Origin of the sequence: Streptomyces sp. NBC_01506 (genome assembly GCF_045040295.1) — a bacterium.
In the GTDB taxonomy this organism is placed as follows: Bacteria; Actinomycetota; Actinomycetes; order Streptomycetales; family Streptomycetaceae; genus Streptomyces.
In genome coordinates, this window is record NZ_CP109422.1 from 3,048,305 (window position 1) to 3,064,920 (window position 16,616).

The window sequence follows — 16,616 nt, forward strand, 5'->3', positions numbered from 1 at the left end:
CGGCCAGCGTAGATCCATGGAGGTGACAAACGGCGAAATTCCGGCGGTCGGTCCGACGCCCCCGCCGTACCGACCGTGTGCGGGGCGCGCGGGGAGCGCACGCCGGTGGCGCAGCGACCGCGTATCGGCCTCGTGCCCGACCGCCCCGCCCACGCCTGGTTACGAGGTCAGCCACTCCCGCAGCCGGTTCTCGCAGTGCGTGATCCGCTCGACGGCCACGTGCTCGTCGCGCTTGTGGGCGAGCAGCGCGTCCCCCGGGCCGTAGTTGACCGCGGGCACCCCGAGGGCGCCGAAACGCGAGACGTCCGTCCAGCCGAACTTGGGCTGCGCGGTGCCGCCCACGGCCGCCATGAAAGCGGCGGCGGCGGGGTGCGAGAGGCCGGGCAGGGCCGCGCCCGAGTGATCGTCCACGACGAACTCCCGGATCCCGCAGTCGGCGAACACGGCGCGCACGTGGGCCAGCGCCTCCTCCTCGCCGCGGTCGGGCGCGTAGCGGTAGTTGACCACCACGGTGCACACGTCGGGGATGACGTTGTTCGCCACGCCCCCCTCGATCGCCACGGCGTTCAGGCCCTCCCGGTACTCCAGCCCGTCGATCACCGGGCGGCGCGGCTCGTACGCGGCGAGGCGGGCCAGGATCGGCGCGGCGGCGTGGATGGCGTTGGACCCCATCCAGCTCCGCGCCGAGTGCGCGCGCTCGCCCTCCGTACGGAGGTGGATCCGCAGCGTCCCCTGGCAGCCGCCCTCGACCTGCGCGTCGGAGGGCTCGAGCAGGACGGCGAAATCGGCCTTCAGCAGGTCGGGGCGGGCGGCGGCCACGTGTCCCAGACCGTTGAGGTCGGCGGCGACCTCCTCGTTGTCGTAGAAGACGAAGGTGAGGTCGCGGTTGGGCGCGGGGACGGTCGCGGCGATGCGCAGTTGGACGGCGACACCCGACTTCATGTCGGTGGTGCCGCAGCCCCACAGGATGCCGTTCCCGTCGAGCCTGGAGGGCACGTTGTCCGCGATGGGGACGGTGTCGATGTGGCCGGCCAGGATGATCCGCTCGGCCCGTCCGAGGTCGGTGCGCGCCACGACGTTGTTGCCGTACCGCTCGACGGTGAGATGCGGCAGGGCGCGCAGCGCCTCCTCGACGGCGTCGGCGAGGGGCTTCTCGTCGCCGCTGACGGACGGGATGTCGACGAGCCGGGCGGTCAGCTCCGGGGCGTCCAGCGTGAGGTCCAGCACGGTTCCAGGCTTCGTTTCGGGCATGGCCAGACCCTACGACGTGGCCCGTGTCCCGCGGGTACGGCAGGGGCCTGGCGGACGGGCCCTGCGCGGCCTTCGGGGCCGGTACGGTGGGCGCGTGTCCGAGACCGTCTCCCCTTCCCGTCGCGGCCGACTCCTGCGTTTCACGGCCGCGCTCACCGTGCTCCTCGCGGTGGCCGGCTATGTCGCGGTGCGGTACGTGTCCGGCGACAGCGGCCCGCCGCGCTGCACGGCGCGGGCCGCCGACGCGTCGGGCGGCGACGTGCCCTCGTACGAGATGAGCCCGGAGCAGGCCGCGAACGCCGCCACGATCTCCGCAGTCGGCACCACACGCGGGATGCCCGAGCGCGCGGTCACGATCGCTCTGGCGACCGCTCTCCAGGAGTCGGCGCTGCGCAACATCGACCACGGTGACCGGGACTCGGTCGGCCTCTTCCAGCAGCGCCCGTCGAAGGGCTGGGGCACGGTGGAGCAGATCCTCGATCCGGTGTACTCGGCGGGGAAGTTCTACGCGGGGCTCGCCGAGGTCCCCGGCTACTCGCGGCTGCCTCTTACGGAGGCGGCGCAGCGTGTCCAGCGCAGCGGTTTCCCGCAGGCGTACGCGAAGCACGAGCCGGACGCGACGCTGCTGTCCGCCGCGCTCACCGGGCGGGCCGCCGCGACGCTCACCTGCACGGGCGCGAGCGACGGCGAACCGGGCGATCCGGCGAAGGTACGGACGGCCCTGGCGCGCGCCTTCGGGCCCGAGGTGCTGCCGGGCACCGCCGGCGCCGACCCGGCCGCGGAAGGCGGCGAGGCGGGCGGCCAGACGGGTGGACAGGCCGACGGGGGCGGACAGGCCGACGCGAAGGGCCCTGCCGAGGTCGCGGTGCCGGTCGGCGCGTCGGACTCGGCGCGCGGCTGGGAACTCGCCCACTGGGCGGTGGCGCACTCAGCCGATCTGCGGATCGCGGAGGTCTCGGTCGGAAACCGGGTGTGGAGCGCGGCGAAGTCCGAAGAGGGCTGGCGGAAGACCGAGGGCCAATCGGGTCCGGAGAAATCCGCCGCGAACGACGTTCGAATGCGTATCGCGCAGTAGTACGGCGGACTTCGCCCGGACGGGGTACCCGCGGCATATCCGGTCGGCATGGGGTGATCTCACCGTGCGGCGTCCTTTCCTGGCACCAAATCCCTTGCCACAAAAGCGAAGTGACGGTTCGCCAGGTTTCCGTACCGAGGATCCTTTGACCGTTTTTATCCGTGGCCGATAATGCGACGCATTACCAATTCTTTACTCTTGCACACCGCAACCTCCAGTGCCCTTCGAGGGGTTGTCACTGCGTCCGCTCACCGGAGCACGACAATTCCCTCTTCCGTCGAAGGAGCACCATGTCCCTCCCCCTGACCCGTCGGATCGCCCGCGCCGCGCTGCTTGTCGCGGCGGGCGCAGCCCCCGTGGTCGGTGCGGCCGGCTCCGCCAACGCAGCGGCGCTCCCGCAGGCCGCCGACCTCGGTGCCGTTTCCCAGCTCGACGGCGCCGCCCTCGGCAGCACGCTCGACAGCGGCGCCCAGAAGGCGACCGGCCTGGCCGGCGAGGCCGGCAGCGAGGCGATCGCCTCGTCCGTCCCGGCGGCCGGCAAGACCCTCGGCGCTGTCGCCAAGAAGGCGACCCCCGTCGCCCAGCGGGCGGCCGGTCAGGTCGCCGGCAGTGCCGGTCAGACCCTCGGCGACGCGGCGACGTCCGTCACCGAGAACGGCCTGCCCACCCAGTCGCTCGGCGGCCTGCCCACCGGCCAGCTCCCGGTCGGCAACCTGCCCCTCTGATCCGAGCCGGTCCTGTCGGTACGCACAGGCGAAGGGGCCCGGGGAGTACGTACTCCCCGGGCCCCTTCGCGTCGTCGGCCGTCCCGCGCCGGCCGACGGCTCAGGTCTCAGCCGAGCCGCTTGACCGCGGCCTCCACGCGCTCGTCGGTGGCCGTGAGCGCCACCCGTACGAAGCTGTCGCCCGCGGGGCCGTAGAAGTCCCCCGGCGCCACCAGGATCCCCAGCGCCGCCAGGTGCTCCACCGTCCGCCAGCACGGCTCGTCGCGCGTCGCCCACAGATACAGGCTCGCCTCGCTGTGCTCGATCCGGAAGCCGTGGCCCTGAAGGGCCGCGCGCAGGGCGGTGCGGCGGGCCGCGTAGCGCGCGCGCTGCTCCGTGACGTGCGTGTCGTCGCCCAGCGCCGCGACGGTCGCCGCCTGCACCGGCGCCGGCGTCATCATGCCGCCGTGCTTGCGGATCTGGAGCAGCTCGCCCAGGACGGCCGCGTCGCCCGCGAGGAAGGCCGCGCGGTAACCGGCCAGGTTGGAGCGCTTGGAGAGCGAGTGGACGGCCACGACGCCCTCGTAGGAGCCACCGCAGACGTCCGGGTGGAGTACGGAGACGGGCTCGGCCTCCCAGCCGAGTTCCAGGTAGCACTCGTCACTGAAGACCAGCACACCGTGCGCACGGGCCCACGCGACGATCCGGGTCAGCTCGGCCTTGTCCAGGACCCGGCCGGTCGGGTTCGACGGCGAGTTGAGCCACAGCAGCCGCAGGCCCGCCGGGTCGAGTTCGGTGGGGTCTTCGTAGGAGACGGGCTCCGCGCCGCACAGCCGGGCGCCCACCTCGTACGTCGGGTAGGCGAGCCGCGGATACGCGACCCGGTCACCGGCGCCGAGGCCGAGCTGGGTCGGCAGCCAGGCCACCAACTCCTTGGAGCCGACCACCGGAAGGACGTTGGTGTGCGCGACGCCGCGCGCGCCGAGCCTTCGTTCGACCCAGCCCGTCAGCGCGTCGCGCAACTCGGCCGTTCCCCACACCGTGGGATAGCCGGGGGAGTTCGCGGCGGCGACAAGGGCCCGCTGGATCAGCTCGGGGACCGGATCGACCGGGGTCCCGACGGACAGGTCCACGATGCCGTCCGGATGGGCCGCCGCTGTCGCCTTGTAGGGCTCCAGCTTGTCCCAGGGGAAGACCGGGAGGCGCGAAGAGACTGCGGACACGGTGCTCACTTTCTCGACACTGCTCACTTTTCGAGGACGAGGGGAAACACCTCGGTCCCGTACGGCGGTGTGCCGTACGGGACCGGGGCCCAGGCCCTGTCCGACCTGGCCCGTCAGTCGTTCTGAGGCTGCGGCGGCAGCGCGGCGATGAAGGGGTGATCGCGCTCGATGAGACCGAGCTTGGAGGCGCCACCGGGGGAACCGAGTTCGTCGAAGAACTCCACGTTCGCCTTGTAGTAGTCCTTCCACTCCTCCGGGGTGTCGTCCTCGTAGAAGATCGCCTCGACCGGGCAGACCGGCTCACAGGCGCCACAGTCGACGCATTCGTCCGGATGGATGTACAAGGACCGGGAGCCCTCGTAGATACAGTCGACCGGGCACTCTTCGATGCACGCCTTGTCCTTGAGATCCACACAAGGCTGCGCGATGACGTAGGTCACGCTGTCGTTCCTCCTCGATAGGGCGCGGCGGGCCATCTGCGGCTCCGTCCACGGGCGCGCGGGAGCGCGGCGTCGTCGATGCCCGCACCTAGTATCTCCGTTCCTGGGCACGATCCGCACAGGAGGGGCGCACAGAGCTGTGGAATTCACAACCGGCGGACGGCTGGAGGTCCGTATCACCCGCGCTGACGTGGGCAAACGCGTGTCGGTCCGCCGTCTGACCGGCGCCGGCGACGGCGCGGAGAAGTTCACCGACACGGTCGGTGTTCTCACATCCTGGGACAACGGCGTGGTCCTGATCACACGCCGCACCGGTGAGACCGTCCGGATCCCGGAGTCCTCGCTCGTCGCGGGCAAGGCCGTGCCGGCCGCGCCCGCCAGGCGACGGGGGCCGGCCGCCTCGTTCCGGGAGCTGGCCCGGGTGACGGCGCGGGCGTGGCAGCCCGTGGAGCGGGAGGCACTGGGCGAGTGGGAGCTGCGGGCGTCCGGCGGATTCACCCGGCGCGCCAACTCGGCGCTGCCGCTGGGTGATCCGGGAATGCCCCTGGACGGGGCGCTGGCGCGCGTACGGCGCTGGTACGACCTTCGGGGGCTGCCGGCGTACATCCAGACGGCCACGGGCGCCGAGGGGACGCAGGAACAGCTCTGCGCCGAACTGGAGGCGCGGGGCTGGCGGCGGGAGGTGACGGCCGAGGTGCGCGTCGGCGCGCTCGCGCCGCTGGCGGACGGGCCGCCGGGGAACGGCCCGGCGTCCGCCGCCCCGGTGCGACTGGACCGCGCCTGCGACGAGGCGTGGCTGCGCCGCTACCAGCGCTCCGGGGAGCCCGGTCCGCATGTGCTGCGCGTACTGAGCGCCGGGCCCTGTGTCTGGTTCGCCTCGGTGGCCGGCGACGACGGCGTACCGGCGGCGATCGGCCGGTGCGTCGTGGACGGGCGCTGGGCGGGCTTCATGGCCGTCGAGGTCGCTCCCGCGCGGCGGCGGCAGGGGCTGGCGGGCTCGGTGATGCGCGCGCTCGCCCGCCGCGCGCTGGACGAGGGCGCGTCCGCCGCGTGGCTCCAGGTCGAGTCGGACAACGACGCGGCCCGCGCGCTGTACGACGGCATGGGCTTCGCCACGCATCACCGGTACCACCACTTCCGAGCCGCGTGAGGAGCCACGGACGGACATGGAACCTCGACCGTCATCGCCGGACCGGCGCAGCCTGTTCGCCGCCGAGGCCCGCGCGGAGCGGCCCGACGTCGCGCTGCTCTGCCTCCTCATCGGTACGGAGGCGGACTCCGCGCTGGACGACGCCGGGCTCGACGCGGCGCAGATCGAACTCGACCGGCTGGCCGGGATGCTGCCCTTCGGGCTCACCGGCCCGCGTGCCTGGGCCACGGCGCTGGCGGACCTGCTGGGCACACGCCTCGGGTTCCGGGGCTCCCCGGGCGAGTACCAGCGGCTGGAGGCCTCCCTGCTGCACGAGGTCCTGCGGCGCAGGCGCGGGCTGCCGATCCTGCTCTCCGTGCTGTGGACCGAGGTCGCGCGCCGCGCGGGAGCGCCCGTGTACGGGGTGGCCCTGCCCGGCCACTTCGTCGTCGGCCTCGGCGTGCCCGGGGAACCCGACCAGCAGGTCCTGGTCGACCCGTACGCGGGCGGCCGGATCCTGACGCGGCAGGACACCGAGACGCTGGTCACGGGGGCGACAGGCGCCCCGCTGGAGCCGTCGATGCTGACCGCGGCCGAACCGCTGCACGTCGTCGTACGCGTCCTGAACAACATCCGCGCGTGGGCGTCGACGCGCCCGGAACGCGGCGATGTCGCCCTGTGGGCGGTCGAACTGAGCCTCCTGCTCCCGTCCCACCCGGCCCGGCTGCGCTACGAACGCGCCCAACTGCTGGTCCGGCGCGGGGATTTCCTGGCGGGGGCCGCGGAGATGGAGGAGTACGCGGAAGTGGTGGCGGCGGTGGAGCCGTCGACGGCGGACATGATCCGCCACAAGGCGCGGGCGGCCCGCGCGATGCTGAACTGACGGGCGGGCCGGGCGCGTTACAGGGTGCGTCACCGGGTCCACCCGGTGGTCGGTTCGCCCTGCGGCGTCGCAGGACAGACGCGGGCCGGGTCCGGCCCACGGCGCCGTCCGCTCGCAAGGCGGGGCGGGCGGCGCCTGATGGCCTGTCGGTGGGTGCGATCTCAAGGCGCAGGACCGGCGTTACGGACGGACCGGCCGCACGGATGGCCCCGACACCACGGCGAGCCCGCGCGTGCGGGCATCGCGCGCCGGACAGGCGGCCCTCACAGCCCGTCCGGCGCTTGAGAGACGTCTAACCCTGCGGGTCGAGGTCGATCTCCGCGGTGCGTTCCTCCGGGGTCTTGCCCAGCAGCGGCTTCTGCATCGCCTGCGCCACGTCCGCCGCCGACAGCGGATGCTCCTTGCCGTCGGCCTTGGTGATCGTCAGGCCCTCGAAGACGCCGTCCAGCAGCTCCTCGATCGCCTTCCTGTCGTAGACCTCGACCAGCTTCCCGTCGATCGCCTTCATGGAGAGGATCTGCGGCAGTGACCGGTCGGGGCCGAACTGAATCTGCCTGCCGCCCGCCTTTATCGTGATCAGACCCGACATCGCCGGCTCCGCGAAGTCCTTCATCGCGCGGTCGAGTTCGGTCTGATCGATCGTCGGTTCCCGGCTGCTGACAGGCAGTTCGACGCTGTTGGGCTTGCCCGTCTCGACCTGGGCGCGGTAGGCGTCGCGTACCGAGATCATCGAGCGCTCGACATCGAGTGACTGGCCCGGCTTGCCCGGTACGGCGACGGCCTTGCCCGGTTCGAACTTGATCGTGCCGTCGGCCGCCGAGCCCGAGTCGCCCGCGAGGTCGGTGAGCGCGACGCGCAGCTTCTCCTCGTCGACCGGGATGACCGGCTCGGTGACGCGTTCGCCGCCGAAGAGTGAGCCGATCACGGAGACCGGGTTGTAGTCGCTGCCCGCCGCGCTGCGGACGGTCGCCTGGCTGTCGAGGCTGAGCCCCGCCTTGTCGGGCCCCAGCTCCTCCTTCTTGCCGCCGACCGAGAGCTGGAGCGGTGCGGTCGAGCGCTTGCCGAGCGCCGAGTCCAGCTTGTCCACCGCGTCGTCGCGGGTGCCGCCGCCGATGTCCACCCCGAGGACGGTGGTGCCCTTGGGTACGTCGGAGTGGTTCAGGAGCAGTCCGGCGCCGTAGGCGATCGCGACCAGCGTGACGATGCCCACGCCGGCGCCCATCAGCTTGGAGCGGCCCTTCTTCTTAGGAGGCGGGCTCGTCGTCCGCGCGGGTGCCGGGGCCGAGCCGGGGCCCGCGGGCGTGCCGGACGCCGGTCCCGGCGGGCCGGGGAAGTCCGGCGGCGAGAAGGCGGGGTTGCCCGCGTTGCGCGACGAGGGCCCCGCCGTCCGGGGGCCGCCGGCCGACGGGCCGGGAGGCGCGGGCAGTTGGCCGTCCTGGAGCTGTCCGCCGGACAGGTCGGCGCGTGGCACCGGGCCCGTCTGGGAACCGGCGGACGGGAACGCCGCGCGGCTCTCCGACGGCACCACCGGGATACCGCTGGTGAGCGTGTCGCCCGAGACATGGGTGCCGGGCCCGCTCGCGGGCTCGGGGACGTGCTGCTGCGGGGTCAGTATGGCGGTGTCGTCGGACATGCGCGGCCGGCCGCCGCGGTCGTCCCGGTCGTCACGACCGGCCGGTCCGGCGGCGGCCCCGACCCCGGCCCCGGCCCCGGAAACTCCCGCGGCTCCCGCAGGTCCGGTCGGCCCCGCCGAAGCGCCCAGGTCGGCGCCCGGCGGCAGGTCGAGGAAGGCGAGCGACGACGTGCCGCTCGCGGGGCCCGCGGTCGGTCCGTCGGGCGCGCCGGTACCGAACGCGGGCGTGCCGCCGCTGCCGGGCGGCATGAAGGCGTTGCCTCCCGAGGCCGGCGGGCGCGCCGCGCCCGCACCGCCCCGGGTGTCCGGTCCGCTGTCGGAGCCGTACGGCAGGTCGGCGCGTCCGACGCCGCCGGGACCGGGCACGCCGTCCGCCCCGGGACCAGGTCCGGGCACGGTCGGGCCGGGGGCCGTCACGGCGGCGCCCGCGCCCATCGCCCCGCCGAGCGTGCCCCCACCGGGGGGCTTGCGCGGCGCGAACCAGTCGCTCGTGGCGGGCTTGTCGGCCGCCGAGGCGTCCTCGTCGGGGACACCGGCGTCGGGTGCGGCGCCGGAACGCGGCGCGCCTCCCGTGTCGTCGGCGCCCCGGCCGGACTGCGCGGGCGGACCGGCCGGTCCGCCCGGTGCGGACGGACCGCTGTCGGTGTCGCTCATGGGCGTACGCATGACGACGGGCGGAATCGGCCGCGAACCCGGGATGTTGATCCGGATGCGCGTGGTCAGCGTGGTCTCGGTCTTGGGCTCGTCCGGCTGGGCCGGGGCCAGGGCTGTCTCCTCCGGAGCGTCCTGCTCAGGGTGCGGCGACGGATACTGGCGGGATCCGTACGGCGGTGTCCCCGAGGGGTACGCGGCTCCGCCGCGCCCCTGGGGCCCGGAGGACGAACTGTCAGTTTCACGACTCAAAGCAAGTTCTCCCGGGTTGGCTCCGCCGCCCGTTCTTACTGGTACTCAACTGTGTGGGTCCCCCAAGCCGGAGGCCAGGGGACGGCCCGGAGCGCGCACCACCATACTGTCCTGCGCCGGACCACACCCGACGACCGGGGGAAGCGTTTATTCCACCGACCGTACGGAGGGGGTCAATTCGGGCCGAGGGGTACTGGACGGGCGCGTCACTTTCCAAGTCGGCCGGACTCGGCGGCCGGTTGCGGTGACCGCGACATGGTGGCACACATCACAGCCACCAGCGCACCGCCGAGCAGATAGAGGACCGGTCCCACACCCGCGGCGAAAACCCCGTCGCCCTCCGGACGGCCGAGACTCAGGATAATCACGGCGATCAGCCAGCCCGCGGCGGGAGCCCCGACGCCGAGAGGGGTTCCGGTCACGGTCCTGCCTCCGTAGAAGAGGCCCGCCGCGGCGAGCAGCGCGAGGAGCAGACCGCCGGGGAACCAGCCGGCCTGGACGAGCGCGCCCGCCGTGCCGACCACCGCCCCGAGGACCAGGAGACCGAGATACGCGGCGACGCGGCCGGGTCTCAGCGGCGTCGCGAGCCAGCCGCCGGGCTCGCCCCGCCCCGCCGCGCCCGCACCCGTGGCACCGCCCGTCACACCACCCGCACGAGTTTCGGCACCCGCACGGGTCGCACCCGCACGCGCACCACCGCTCGCCCCGCCCGTCGCCTTCGCCTCGCCCGTCGCCTTCGCCTCGCCCGTCGCCTTCGACCCACTCGCCGCCTTCGACCCGCCCGTCGCCTTCGGGCGGCCCGCGCGGCCCGCGCCCTCGCGCCGGCTCACACGCCCACCCCGGCGAAGAGATCCGTCTCACGTACGCCCGCGTCCGCGCCGGAGGCGCCCCGCACCAACTGGTAGTACTCCGTACTGAAAAGCGGCTGTCCGAGACCGTTGGAGAGCGCGAAGAACGCTCCGTCCACAACGATCTGGGTCTCATGGGCGCGCATCGCCGCGGCCTTTCGCGCCGCGTACGCCGTCCCGTCGATCTCCGCCGTGATCTCGCCGTCGTCCACCACACCGGGGACGTCCTCGATCGCCGCCACGCCCCCGAAGTCCGCCCCGGAAGCGCGCAGTCGGGCGAAGCCCTCCTCGGCGGCCGAGCGCGGCACCCGGTTCCAGTAGATCTTCGCGACGGTGTGCGGAGCCCCGAGTCCGGGCCGGAAGGCGGCTTCCGAGGCCAGCTCGGCGGCGCGTGTGGCGACGCGGTGGGCCTGGATGTGGTCGGGGTGGCCGTAGCCGCCGTGGGGGTCGTAGGTGACCAGCACCTGCGGCCGTACGGTACGGATCACCTCTACGAGATACGCGGCGGCACCGTCCACGTCCGCGCCCCAGAAGGCGTCCTCACGGTCGTTCTGCGGGAAGCCCATCATCCCGGAGTCCCGGAACCGCCCCCGGCCGCCCAGCAGCCGGTGGTCGCTCACGCCGAGCTCCCGCATCGCCTCGGCGAGTTCACCCTCGCGGTGGGCTCCGAGGGCCTGTCCGGGCACGCTGAAGACGCCCGTCGACTCACCGCCGGGCGCCAGATGGGCGAGCGAGGGCGGGATGACCTCGCCCTCCTCCCCCAATGTGCAGGTCACCAGGGTGACCCGGGCGCCCTCGGCCGCGTACCTGGCCATCGTGGCGCCGTTGTTGATCGACTCGTCGTCGGGGTGCGCGTGGACCAGGAGCAGACGACGCTCGGGAAGATCGGTCATACGCACAGCGTACGAGCCCGGGTCCGGCGGGCCGACCCTAGAACTGGATGTCGCCGATCATCCCCGCCACGTTGGAGGTCAGTTCGGTGATCGTCGGGGCCACCGAGGAGCTGGCCAGATAGAAACCGAGTAACACGCAGACCAACGCGTGTCCACCTTTCAGCCCGGATTTCCGGACCAACAGGAAGACAACGATCGCCAGCAGCACCACCGCCGAAATCGAGAGTGCCACGGCGGTTCACCTCCACAGATGTTCGGCGGATATTCGATCGGGACGGGCAACACGCATGTGCCTGCGGGTACATACCCACTTGGCGCTATGGATCATAACTATCCGGCCGAACGCATCGATCGGTGCACGGCAGCACACGGGGGCGCACGAACGCCTGGGACGGACGCTAGGTTCGGTCGTATGACCACGAGGCAACAACTCTCCTTTCCTCGCCAGTACGCAAGGACCCAGCGGTTCACGCTCGGTGCTCCGCGCGCCTTCACGGTGTCCCCCGACGGTTCGCGGGTGGCCTTCCTGCGGTCCGCCTCGGGAACGGACCGTACGAACCGGCTGTGGGTGCTCGATCTCGACGACGGATCGGATACGGCGCGCGAGCGGATCGCCGCCGACCCGCAGGCCCTGCTGGCGGGCACCCCTGAGGAGCTTTCGGCCGAGGAGCGCGCCCGCCGGGAGCGGAGCCGCGAGGGATCGGCCGGCATCGTCGGCTACGCGGTGGACGGCGCCGCCGAGTTGGCGGCCTTCGCCCTGTCCGGGCGGCTGTTCACCGCCGAGCTGCGCGCCGGGACGACACGCGAACTGCCCGTACCGGGACCGGTGATCGACCCCCGGCCGTCGCCGGACGGGCGGCACATCGCCTATGTGGCCGGGGGCACGCTGCGGGTGACGGACGCCGAAGGGGGCGGCGACCGTGCGCTGGCGGCCCCGGAGGATGAGCAGATCACCTACGGTCTGGCCGAATTCATCGCCGCCGAGGAGATGGCCCGCTCGCGCGGTTTCTGGTGGTCGCCCGAGTCGGACCGGCTGTTGGTGGCGCGGGTCGACGGGGCGGACGTCCGGCGCTGGTGGATCGCCGACCCCGCGCACCCGGACCGCGAACCGTCGACGATCGCCTATCCCGCGGCCGGCACACCCAACGCTGACGTGCGGCTTTTCCTGATCGGCCTCGACGGTTCGCGTACGGAGGTGGTCTGGGACCGGGCCGGGTCGCCGTATCTCGCGGCCGTCCACTGGTCGTCGGCGGGCGAACCGCTGCTGCTCGTCCAGGCGCGGGACCAGCGCGAACAGCGCTGTCTGGCGGTCGACACGTCGACCGGCGAGACGCGGCTTGTGTACGAGGAGACGGACCCGGTATGGCTTGAACTGTTCTCCGGTGTACCGGCCTTGACGCCGGGTGGCGACATCGTGCGGGTCGTGGACATCCCGGACGGCGAGGAGGGCGCGCGGGTGCTGTTCGTCGGCGACCGGGCACTGACCGGGCCGGAGTTGCAACTGCGGGCGGTGCTCGACATCGGCGAGCGGGACGTACTGGTGTCGGCGGCGGCGGGCGCGGGCGCGAGGGAGCCCGAGACCGGTGAGATCCATGTCTACCGTGTCCCCTACGGGGACGACGGCGCGGGCGGGGAAGCCGCCTCGTGGGGCCCCGAGCGCGTCTCGGAGGGCGCGGGCGTGCACACCGCCGTCCGCGCGGGCGGCGTGCTGGTGACGGCGTCCGCCCGGCCGGACGTCAGCGGGACGGTGGTGCGGGTGCTGCGGGAGGGTAAACAGCTCGCCGTCGTCGCCTCGTACGCCCAGCAGCCCAGCATCGTCCCGCGCGTGCAGCTCACGGAGGGGGGCGCACATCGGATTCCGTGCGCCGTTCTGCTGCCCACGGAGTACCGGGAGCCGGATGGTCCGCTTCCAGTTTTGTTGGATCCCTATGCGGGACCTCACGGTCAGCGCGTGCTGGCCGCGCACAATCCGTACCTCACGTCCCAGTGGTTCGCCGACCAGGGATTCGCCGTCGTCGTCGCGGACGGGCGGGGCAGTCCGGGCCGCTCCCCCGACTGGGAGAAGGCGGTGAAGGACAATCTGCCGCTCACCCTGGACGACCAGATCGAAGCACTCCAGGCGCTCGCCGAGCGGTTCCCGCTGGACCTGTCGCGGGTGGCCATCCGCGGCTGGTCGTACGGCGGTTACCTCGCCGCGCTCGCCGCGCTGCGCCGCCCCGACGTCTTCCACGCGGCGATCGCGGGCGCCCCGGTCACCGACTGGCGGCTGTACGACACCCACTACACCGAGCGCTATCTGGGCGATCCGGCGCTGGCGCCCGAGGTCTACGCGGCCAACTCGCTGGTCACGGACGACGGTCTGTCGCAGCCGGCGAGCCCGGCACGGCCGCTGATGATCATCCACGGTCTGGCGGACGACAACGTCGTGATGACACACACGCTGCGGCTGTCGTCGGCGCTGCTGTCGGCGGGCCGGCCGCACGAGGTGCTGCCGCTCACCGGAGTGACGCACATGACGCCGCAGGAGCAGATCGCGGAGAATCTGCTGCTGCTCCAGGTGGACTTCCTGAAGCGTTCGCTCGGGACGGCGTAGGCGCCGGGCCCGTAAGGGAGAGCGTCCGGCCTGATCCCTCACCAATCGGGCGGCGGCGACGAGGGCGGCGGCGGCCCGAACCCGCCGCTGCCGCCCTGGCCCACGGGCTGCCCCCACGCCGGGCCGTACGGCCCGTACGGCCCGGCCCCCGGTATGTCCTCCTCGCCCGCGCGGGCGAGCGCGAACAGCGCCAGGCAGTCCGCGCCGAGGCCGAACAGCAGGCTGGCCAGGGAGAGTTGTCCGACGGTGGTCAACTCGCCGAAGCGGTCGAGCTGTTCGTACCGCACAGCGGTCGCCGGAGCCGCGCCGCCGACCCCCACCAGCAGCGCGGCGGCCACCATGCCGAGCGGCCGCGAGAACGGTGTGCCGAACAGCGCGCCAGCCACCCCGAGGACGGCGAAGGCGCAGAGCAGCGCGCGGGTACGCGGACCGTCCGGGGCCCGGCCGTCCATCCACGACGAGCCGAGCACCCACAGACCGGGCAGCCGGACGGCCGACGTGACGACACCGGTGGCGAACAGCGCAGAACGGCGACCGCCGAGCGCGGGACGGTGCCGGCCACGACGGCGTAGACGACCAGCAGGACGGGGTCGAGCAGCGAGGTCACCGGCGGGGCCGACGCCTGGACGTCGCTCCGGCCCGCCCAGAACCACCACAGACCCACGGGATGGTCCGTCACCGTGAGGTCGCGCACGATCCACGCGGCGGTGACGACGGCGAGCGCGGCGCACAGCACCGACCCGGTGATCCGGGCCCCGCGGGTGAGTATCACGTGTGCGATGGTCCCGGCTGAACGCCCCGGGGGCGACCGGCCGGGACCTCAGGATCCCGGCCGGTCCAACGGCACCCGCACGGCCGTACGTCGACCAATGTGACCCGTGAGTATATCGGTGGGACTTCGGTGAAGTTTCCTGCGTGTCAACGGACCTGACGTCTCAATCACATCTCCTTGTCCGGATCCGGACCCTGCGCCCCGCCCTCGCCGTCCGCCCCGCCCGCCTCGGTGGGCCCACCCGTGGCCGGCACCACCTGGCGTTCCTCGGCGAAATGGCACGCCGAATCGTGCTCCGCGGGCCCCCGCGTCCCCCGGAAGACCGCGGGCACGGCCAGCAGCGGCACCTCCAGCGTGCACCGCTCCTGGGCCTTCCAGCAGCGCGTACGGAAGCGGCAGCCGGACGGCGGATGCGCCGGCGAGGGCACCTCACCGGTCAGGATGATCCGGTCGCGGTCGGCGCGGGCCTCCGGATCGGGCACCGGCACCGCGGAGAGCAGCGCCTGCGTGTAGGGATGGGTGGGGTGGTCGTAGATCTGGGTGTCCGTGCCGATCTCGATGATCCGCCCGAGATACATGACGCCGACCCGGTCGGAGATGTGCCGGACGATCGACAGGTCGTGCGCGATGAAGACGTAACTGAGGTCGAACTCGTTCTGGAGCCTCTCCATCAGATTGATGACCTGCGCCTGCACGGACACGTCGAGCGCCGATACCGGCTCGTCGGCGACGATGATCTCCGGCCGCAGCGCCAGTCCGCGTGCGATGCCGATGCGCTGGCGCTGACCGCCGGAGAACTGGTGCGGATAGCGGTTGATGTACTCGGGGTTGAGCCCGACCACGTCGAGCAGGTCCTGCACCATCCGCCGCCGCTGCCCCTTCGGCGCGACCTCGGGGTGGATGTCGAAGGGCTCGCCGATGATGTCGCCGACCGTCATACGCGGGTTGAGCGAGGTGTACGGGTCCTGGAAGACCATCTGGATGTTCCGGCGGACCGCCTTGAGCGCCCGCCCCGACAACCGGGTGATGTCCTCGCCCTTGTACCGGATCTCGCCGGCGGTCGGGCGCTCCAGGTTAACCAGCATCCGCGCGACGGTCGACTTGCCGCAGCCGGACTCGCCCACGACGCCCAGCGTCTCGCCGGCCGCCAGATCGAAGGAGACGCCGTCGACCGCCTTGACCGCGCCGATCTGCCTCTTGAAGAGGATGCCCTGGGTGAGCGGGAAGTGCTTGACCAGGTCGCGTACTTGGAGAATGGGATCGGACGTGGTCTCGGACATGAACTCAGACCTCGACGTCATCAAGAGTCTCCCTCCAGAAGAAGCACGCGCTGTGCCGGTTCGCGTCGACCTCGAACAGCGGCGGCACATCCGTACGGCAGATGTCCTGCGCCCTCGGGCAGCGCGGGTTGAAGGCGCAACCGGGCGGGATGCGCTGGAGGTTGGGCGGCAGGCCCTTGATCGCGTACAGGTCCCGGCCCTTCTGGTCGAGCCGGGGGATGGAGTCGAGCAGACCGCGCGTGTAGGGGTGGGCGGGGGCCTTGTAGATGCCGTGGACGGGGGCGGACTCGACGATCCGGCCCGCGTACATGACCGCGATCTTGTCCGCGACGTCGGCGACGACGCCGAGGTCGTGGGTGATCAGGATCAGCCCCATGTTCAGCTCGCGCTGGAGATCCGCCAGCAGCTCCATGACCTGGGCCTGGACGGTCACATCGAGGGCGGTCGTCGGCTCGTCGGCGATGATCAGCGAGGGTTCGAGCGCCATCGCCATGGCGATCATGATGCGCTGGCGCATACCGCCGGAGAACTGGTGCGGGTAGTCGTTCACGCGCTCCTTGGCCGCCGGGATCCGTACCCGGTCCATGAGTTCGACGGCCTTCGCCCGCGCCTCCTTGCGCGACATCCCCCGGTGGACGACGAACATCTCGCCGAGCTGCGCGCCCACGCTGAGCACGGGGTTGAGCGAGGAGAGCGCGTCCTGGAAGATCATCGCCATGTCGGCGCCGCGGATCTTCCGCCGCTGGTCCTCCTTGAGCTTGAGCAGATCCTGCCCCTTGAACAGCACTTCGCCGCCCGTGATCCGGCCGGGCGGGACGTCCAGGATGCCCATGATCGCCTGCGCGGTGACGGACTTGCCGGAGCCCGACTCGCCGAGCACGGCGAGTGTTTCGCCCGCGTCGACCGAGTAGCTGACCCCGTTGACCGCCTTCGCGACACCGTCGCGGGTGTGGAACTCCACACGCAGATCGCGCACTTCGAGCAACATG

General features: G+C 72.4%; 15 protein-coding genes. 5 read left to right on the plus strand and 10 right to left on the minus strand.

What is annotated here, in order from left to right; translation table 11 throughout:
• Positions 1-159: 159 nt before the first annotated feature.
• The gene (gene dapE / locus OG329_RS13020; protein ID WP_405795042.1) at positions 160-1,251 is read right to left on the minus strand and encodes a succinyl-diaminopimelate desuccinylase; all 1,092 of its coding nucleotides are present in this window, start codon (positions 1,249-1,251) and stop codon (positions 160-162) included.
• A 94-nt stretch (positions 1,252-1,345) separates the two neighbouring features.
• Between dapE and OG329_RS13025 the strand changes: the two genes are divergently transcribed.
• Positions 1,346-2,326: a hypothetical protein gene (locus OG329_RS13025; protein WP_405795044.1), complete on the plus strand. Its 981-nt coding sequence runs from the start codon at positions 1,346-1,348 to the stop codon at positions 2,324-2,326.
• A gap of 290 nt (positions 2,327-2,616) precedes the next feature.
• Positions 2,617-3,051 carry an ATP-binding protein gene (locus tag OG329_RS13030; protein ID WP_405795046.1) on the plus strand — a complete coding sequence of 145 codons (435 nt, stop codon included), beginning with the start codon at positions 2,617-2,619 and terminating at the stop codon, positions 3,049-3,051.
• 107 nt (positions 3,052-3,158) lie between these two features.
• On the opposite strand, the gene OG329_RS13035 is transcribed toward OG329_RS13030, so the two are convergent.
• Positions 3,159-4,253, minus strand: coding sequence for a bifunctional succinyldiaminopimelate transaminase/glutamate-prephenate aminotransferase (locus tag OG329_RS13035; RefSeq protein WP_405795048.1), 1,095 nt, complete (start codon positions 4,251-4,253; stop codon positions 3,159-3,161).
• Positions 4,254-4,366: 113 nt separating this feature from the next.
• The gene (fdxA, locus tag OG329_RS13040; protein WP_189111520.1) at positions 4,367-4,693 is read right to left on the minus strand and encodes a ferredoxin; all 327 of its coding nucleotides are present in this window, start codon (positions 4,691-4,693) and stop codon (positions 4,367-4,369) included.
• Positions 4,694-4,832: 139 nt separating this feature from the next.
• Between fdxA and OG329_RS13045 the strand changes: the two genes are divergently transcribed.
• Together OG329_RS13045 and OG329_RS13050 are read left to right on the plus strand one after the other, a co-directional pair.
• Positions 4,833-5,843: a GNAT family N-acetyltransferase gene (locus OG329_RS13045; RefSeq protein WP_405795050.1), complete on the plus strand. Its 1,011-nt coding sequence runs from the start codon at positions 4,833-4,835 to the stop codon at positions 5,841-5,843.
• Positions 5,844-5,859: 16 nt separating this feature from the next.
• Positions 5,860-6,705 carry a tetratricopeptide repeat protein gene (locus OG329_RS13050; RefSeq protein ID WP_405795052.1) on the plus strand — a complete coding sequence of 282 codons (846 nt, stop codon included), beginning with the start codon at positions 5,860-5,862 and terminating at the stop codon, positions 6,703-6,705.
• A gap of 292 nt (positions 6,706-6,997) precedes the next feature.
• Here the strand turns inward: OG329_RS13050 and OG329_RS13055 are convergent, their stop codons facing one another.
• From OG329_RS13055 to OG329_RS13070, 4 genes are all read right to left on the minus strand, one after another.
• Positions 6,998-9,241, minus strand: a complete 2,244-nt coding sequence (locus OG329_RS13055) for a hypothetical protein (RefSeq protein ID WP_405795054.1) — start codon at positions 9,239-9,241, stop codon at positions 6,998-7,000.
• Positions 9,242-9,447: 206 nt separating this feature from the next.
• On the minus strand, positions 9,448-10,071 hold the full coding sequence (locus OG329_RS13060) for a DUF6113 family protein (RefSeq protein ID WP_405795055.1): 624 nt from the start codon (positions 10,069-10,071) through the stop codon (positions 9,448-9,450).
• Positions 10,068-10,982, minus strand: a complete 915-nt coding sequence (mshB, locus tag OG329_RS13065; protein WP_405795057.1) for an N-acetyl-1-D-myo-inositol-2-amino-2-deoxy-alpha-D-glucopyranoside deacetylase — start codon at positions 10,980-10,982, stop codon at positions 10,068-10,070. Before mshB ends, OG329_RS13060 begins: the two co-directional genes overlap by 4 nt.
• Before the next feature lie 37 nt (positions 10,983-11,019).
• On the minus strand, positions 11,020-11,214 hold the full coding sequence (locus tag OG329_RS13070) for a hypothetical protein (RefSeq protein ID WP_147874013.1): 195 nt from the start codon (positions 11,212-11,214) through the stop codon (positions 11,020-11,022).
• A 180-nt stretch (positions 11,215-11,394) separates the two neighbouring features.
• Here OG329_RS13070 and OG329_RS13075 point away from each other — a divergent pair, with 180 nt between their 5' ends.
• Complete coding sequence (locus tag OG329_RS13075; RefSeq protein WP_405795059.1) at positions 11,395-13,575, plus strand: prolyl oligopeptidase family serine peptidase; 2,181 nt, start codon at positions 11,395-11,397, stop codon at positions 13,573-13,575.
• A gap of 38 nt (positions 13,576-13,613) precedes the next feature.
• Here the strand turns inward: OG329_RS13075 and OG329_RS13080 are convergent, their stop codons facing one another.
• The 3 genes from OG329_RS13080 to OG329_RS13090 all read right to left on the minus strand — a co-directional run bounded on the left by OG329_RS13080 (position 13,614) and on the right by OG329_RS13090 (position 16,615).
• Positions 13,614-14,231, minus strand: a complete 618-nt coding sequence (locus tag OG329_RS13080) for a hypothetical protein (RefSeq protein WP_405795061.1) — start codon at positions 14,229-14,231, stop codon at positions 13,614-13,616.
• Between the two features lie 283 nt (positions 14,232-14,514).
• Entirely contained in the window at positions 14,515-15,648 is a 1,134-nt protein-coding gene (locus OG329_RS13085; protein ID WP_405795063.1) for an ABC transporter ATP-binding protein, read from the minus strand.
• Positions 15,632-16,615 carry an ABC transporter ATP-binding protein gene (locus tag OG329_RS13090; protein WP_405795065.1) on the minus strand — a complete coding sequence of 328 codons (984 nt, stop codon included), beginning with the start codon at positions 16,613-16,615 and terminating at the stop codon, positions 15,632-15,634. The genes OG329_RS13085 and OG329_RS13090 overlap by 17 nt, the downstream gene beginning before the upstream one ends.
• Position 16,616 lies beyond the last annotated feature (1 nt).